General features: G+C 71.4%; 5 protein-coding genes. All 5 read left to right on the forward strand.

Translation table 11 applies throughout. The features are described from left to right. Positions 1 to 109: LUD domain-containing protein (locus KDL01_RS38930; RefSeq protein WP_212533746.1), on the forward strand; the 109-nt coding region annotated here is incomplete at its 5' end. Between the two features lie 113 nt (positions 110 to 222). Then, entirely contained in the window at positions 223 to 1293 is a 1071-nt protein-coding gene (locus tag KDL01_RS38935; protein ID WP_212533743.1) for a S1C family serine protease, read from the forward strand. 504 nt (positions 1294 to 1797) lie between these two features. After that, positions 1798 to 3546, forward strand: coding sequence for a nitrite/sulfite reductase (locus tag KDL01_RS38940; RefSeq protein WP_212533744.1), 1749 nt, complete (start codon positions 1798 to 1800; stop codon positions 3544 to 3546). Between the two features lie 59 nt (positions 3547 to 3605). Continuing rightward, positions 3606 to 4763 carry an acetyl-CoA C-acetyltransferase gene (locus KDL01_RS38945; protein WP_212533745.1) on the forward strand — a complete coding sequence of 386 codons (1158 nt, stop codon included), beginning with the start codon at positions 3606 to 3608 and terminating at the stop codon, positions 4761 to 4763. Between the two features lie 170 nt (positions 4764 to 4933). Next, positions 4934 to 5023, forward strand: a complete 90-nt coding sequence (locus KDL01_RS46295) for a putative leader peptide (RefSeq protein ID WP_368861741.1) — start codon at positions 4934 to 4936, stop codon at positions 5021 to 5023. Positions 5024 to 5046: the final 23 nt, after the last annotated feature.

Raw genomic sequence — 5046 nt, forward strand, 5'->3', positions numbered from 1 at the left:
CCCGCAGACCTGGATCGCCGGACCCTCGGCCACCAGCGACATCGAACTCGACCGAGTCGAAGGAGTACACGGACCACGACGACTCGACGTGATCTTGGTGGAGGGCTGACACGGTCGCGGCAGCGGCTCATTCGGCCCATCGGGCGTGCGGCTGACGGGCATTCGGGTTCTCCTGGAAGTCGGGGCTGAGGAGAATCCGAGAGCCGAGGATGGTGGTCCAGGGTGCTGCACAGGCGACTCGTGGCATGGGGTGTGGCCGGGGCCGTGGCAGTCGGCGGCGGGCTGCTCGGCGGCTGTTCGTCCTCGTCCTCGTCCTCTTCGACACCGTCGAGCAATGCGACGGTGAGCGTCCAGGGCGGCGCGAGCGACCTGCAGTCCAACTACGAGTCGGTGATCTCCACCGTCATGCCGTCGGTGGTGCAGATCAACACCACCAGTGAGCTCGGGTCCGGGATCGTGTTGGACAGCAAGGGCGACATCGTCACCAACAACCACGTGGTGGCCGGGTCGACCTCGTTCAAGGTCACCCTGTCGACCTCGAGTCAGAGCTATGCGGCCACCCTGGTGGCCGGGTTCCCGCAGGGCGACCTCGCGGTGATCAAGCTGACCGATCCGCCCTCGGGCCTGCGCCCGGCGCAGTTCGCCGACTCCTCGAAGCTGACGGTGGGGCAGATCGTGCTGGCCATGGGCAACCCGATCGGCCTGTCGAGTTCGGCGACGAACGGGATCATCTCGGCCACCGGACGCACCGTCACCGAACCCCAGTCGGACAACACCCCCGCCGCCACCCTCACCGACATGATCCAGACCTCGGCGGCCATCAACCCCGGCAACAGCGGCGGCGCGCTGGTGGACCTGACCGGCGCGGTGGTGGGCATCCCGACGCTGACCGCGGTGGACCCGGAGCTCGGCGGCGCGTTCCCGGGGATCGGCTTCGCCATCGCCTCCAACACGGCCAAGGACATCGCCGACCAGATCGTCGAGCACGGCAAGGTGGTCGACTCCGGTCTCGCCTCGCTCGGCATCACCGGCCGCACGGTCGTCAACACCAACGCCCAGCCGGTCGGCGTCGGCGTGGTCTCCACCACCGCGGGCGGTCCGGCGGCCGACGCCGGGATCGTCGCCGGCGACGTGATCGTCTCGCTGGACAACACCGCAGTCACCTCACTCGCGCAGATGCAGGAACTGCTCGCCACCCTGAGCCCCGGGGACAAGGTGCCGGTCGGTCTGATCAAGGCGGACGGCTCGAAGCCCACGGTGAACGTGACGCTCGGCACGCTCTCCACGAGCTAGCACAGCCGCAGTACCGGCACGCGGTACCGGCGGCCGGGAACGGTGCGTCCCGCGGTGCCGACCGGCGGGAACGGGCAGGGCGGCGCGGGAACTCCGACGCCGCCCGGCGCCGCGCGCAGCCGTCTCACGACGGGTCCGTATGCTGGGATCCGCTCGACATCCCCCAGATCCGGTGCGACCCTGGGCCCATGTCCCCTGTCGAGTCAGCCGACCGGCTTTCCGCCGCGCTCCGCACCGTGTGCGGGCGACGCGTGGCCCTGGTAGCCCGCAGGCACGTGGACTTCGGCCGGACCTCCAGCGCGATCTGTCAGGCTTGACGGCCTGCACCCCTTCGCGGAAGGGTTCGCCGTCGACGACGCCCGGCGCCGACCTCCGCCGCCCGCAGCGCATCCCGCTGCTCCCGGCCGGATCCCGCGCCCACGCGTCACCCGCCGACGCCGCCCCGACCGCACGCGAGTCGCCCTCGCTCCTCCGCCGCCGATCCTGACGAAGGACACCCCCGCCATGACGACCCCCGAGTCTCGTCCCGCCGCCACGTCCTCGACCGCTGCCGCCGCCGACGCGGCCGAGCCGGTCGCGTCGGTCAAGCAGCACCAGATCCGCCGACACCGCGGCGAGGGGCAGTGGGCCAAGGGGCACTTCACGCCGCTCAACAACAACGAGCAGTTCAAGAAGGACGACGACGGGCTCAACGTCCGCGCGCGAATCGAGAACATCTACTCGGTACGCGGGTTCGACTCCATCGACGGCTCGGATCTGCGCGGCCGGATGCGCTGGTGGGGGCTCTACACCCAGCGGCGTCCCGGGATCGACGGCGGACGCACTGCCGTGCTCGAGCCGCACGAGCTCGACGACGAGTACTTCATGCTGCGGGTGCGCATCGACGGCGGACGCCTGACGCTGGCTCAGCTGCGCGCGATCGCCACCGTCTCGACCGAGTACGCGCGCGGCACCGCCGACATCACCGACCGGCAGAACATCCAGCTGCACTGGGTGCGGATCGAGGACGTGCCGGCGATCTGGCGCATCCTCGAGGGCGTCGGGCTGACCACGGCCGAGGCGTGCGGCGACGTCCCGCGCGTCATCCTCGGCTCGCCGGTGGCGGGGGTGGCCAGGGACGAGATCCTGGACGGCACGCCCGCGATCGAGGAGATCACCAGCCGGTTCATCGGCTCCCCCGAGTTCTCCAACCTGCCGCGCAAGTTCAAGACCGCGATCTCCGGGCTGCAGGACGTGGTGCACGAGGCCAACGACATCTCCTTCGTCGGTGTGGTGCACCCCGAGCTCGGCCCCGGCTTCGACCTGTGGGTCGGCGGCGGGCTCTCGACGAACCCGCAGTTCGCCAAGCGGCTCGGCGCCTTCGTGACGCTGGCCGAGGTGCCCGAGGTGTGGGCCGGGGTGTGCGGGATCTTCCGCGACTACGGCTACCGACGGCTGCGCACCCGCGCCCGGCTCAAGTTCCTGATGGCGGACTGGGGCCCGGTGCGCTTCCGCGAGGTGCTCGAGACCGAGTACCTCAAGCGGGCGCTGCCCGACGGTCCGGCCCCCGCCTTCGTCCCGCCGGCCGAGCGCGACCACGTGGGCGTGCACGAACAGAAGGACGGCGCGTTCTACGTCGGCTTCGCGCCGCGGGTGGGCCGGGTGGACGGCCCGACGCTGGCCCGGATCGCGGACGCGGCCGAGGCGGCCGGCTCGGACCGGGTGCGCACCACGGCCGACCAGAAGATGCTGATCCTCGACGTGGCGCAGGACCGGGTGGAGCCGCTGATCGAGGCCCTCGACGCGCTCGACCTGCAGGTGCGCCCGAGCGTCTTCCGCCGCCACACCATGGCCTGCACCGGAATCGAGTTCTGCAAGCTCGCGATCGTGGAGACCAAGGCGCTCGGCTCCTCGGTGATCGACGAGCTGGAGAAGCGGCTCGCGGGCTTCGACACGCCGATCACGATCAACATCAACGGCTGCCCCAACTCCTGCGCCCGGATTCAGACCGCTGACATCGGCCTCAAGGGCCAGATCGTGCGCGACGCGGCGGGCGAGCAGGTGGAGGGCTTCCAGGTGCACCTCGGCGGCCACTTCGGCGCCGACCTCGACGACGCGGGCTCCTTCGGCCGCAAGGTACGCGGGCTGAAGGTGACCGCGGTGGAGCTGCCGGACTACATCGAGCGCGTGGTGCGCCGGTACGCGGCGGGGCGCGAGCAGGGCGAGTCCTTCGCGACCTGGACGGTCCGGGCGACCGAGGCCGAGCTGGCGTAGCGCCGCAACGACCCGTACCGGCCGGTAACAAATCCGGCCGGGCGCAGTACGCTTGGCTCATGAGCGAGGCGTATATCGTCGGTGCGGTCCGTACTCCCGTCGGCCGGAAGGGCGGCGCGCTCAGCGCCGTGCACCCGGCCGACCTCGGCGCGCACGTGCTGCGTGCCCTGATGGAGCGCACCGGGGTGGATCCGGGCGCGGTGGAGGACGTGGTCTTCGGGTGCATCGACACGGTCGGGCCGCAGAGCACGGACATCGCGCGCACGGCCTGGCTGGCGGCCGGGCTGCCCGAGCACGTGCCCGGCGTGACCATCGACCGGCAGTGCGGGTCCTCGCAGCAGGCGGTGCATTTCGCGGCGCAGGCGGTCATGTCCGGCACCAGCGATCTCGTGGTGGCCGGCGGCGTGCAGAGCATGTCGCAGATCCCGCTGTGGTACTCAGGCTCCGCCGCGGCCGAGCCGCTCGGGCTCACCGACGGGCCGTTCCGCGGCTCGGTCGGCTGGACCGAGCGCTACGGCGCGGCGCCGGTGAGCCAGTTCCACGGCGCCGAGCGGATCGCGGCCGAGTGGAAGATCTCGCGGGCGGAGATGCAGGAGTGGGCGCTGCGCTCGCACCAGCGCGCGCTGGCCGCGATCGACGCGGGCCACTTCACCCGGGAGATCGCGCCCTACGGCGAGTTCGCGGTGGACGAGGGGCCGCGGCGCGGGACCAGCCTGGAGCAGATGGCCGGTCTCAAGACCCTGGTTCCGGGCGGACTGCTCACCGCCGCGGTCTCCTCCCCCACCAACGACGCCTCGGCGGCGCTGCTGCTCGCCTCCGAGCAGGCGGTGCGTGAGCACGGGCTGACCCCCCGGGCCCGGATCCACCACCTGTCGGTGCGCGGCGACGACCCGATCCGCATGCTCACGGCCCCGATCCCGGCCACCACGCACGCGCTGCGCAAGACCGGGCTCGGCTTCGAGGACATCGACCTGGTCGAGATCAACGAGGCCTTCGCCTCCGTGGTGCTGGCCTGGCTGCGTGAGACCGGGTGCGATCCGGCCAAGGTGAACGTGAACGGCGGCGCGCTCGCGCTGGGCCACCCGGTCGGGGCGACCGGCGCGCGGCTGATGACGACGCTGCTGCACGAGCTCGAGCGCACCGGCGGCCGTTACGGGCTGCAGACGATGTGCGAGGGCGGCGGCCAGGCGAACGTGACCATCATCGAAAGGCTCTGAGCGCAAGGCTCTGAGAGAGTCGCACGGTATACCGACAGCCGCGGCCGCGTGATCACGCGGCCGCCGTCGGCTTGCCCGCGCATGATCACGGAATTGTTACGCGTCTCAACCGACCGTCCGCATGGCGGGACGAGGTAGACGCGGCGGGTTCGGGATGGCACTCTCGAAGCATGTCCCGCACCGGAATCGCCCTCGTAGGCCGACTTCACGTCGACCTCAAGCGCGTCTCCAGCGCGGTCTGTCTGCCGACGCTCCGCTAGCTCCCCCCGCTGCCATCCGAGCC

It is taken from the genome of Actinospica durhamensis, assembly GCF_018139695.1.
Lineage (GTDB): Bacteria > Actinomycetota > Actinomycetes > Streptomycetales > Catenulisporaceae > Actinospica > Actinospica durhamensis.

Bases quoted from the DNA above. Each gene is read 5' to 3' on its own strand.
- KDL01_RS38940 (WP_212533744.1), top strand. From the start codon at position 1,798: ATGACGACCCCCGAGTCTCGTCCCGCCGCCACGTCCTCGACCGCTGCC.
- KDL01_RS38945 (WP_212533745.1), top strand. From the start codon at position 3,606: ATGAGCGAGGCGTATATCGTCGGTGCGGTCCGTACTCCCGTCGGCCGG.
- KDL01_RS46295 (WP_368861741.1), top strand. From the start codon at position 4,934: ATGTCCCGCACCGGAATCGCCCTCGTAGGCCGACTTCACGTCGACCTC.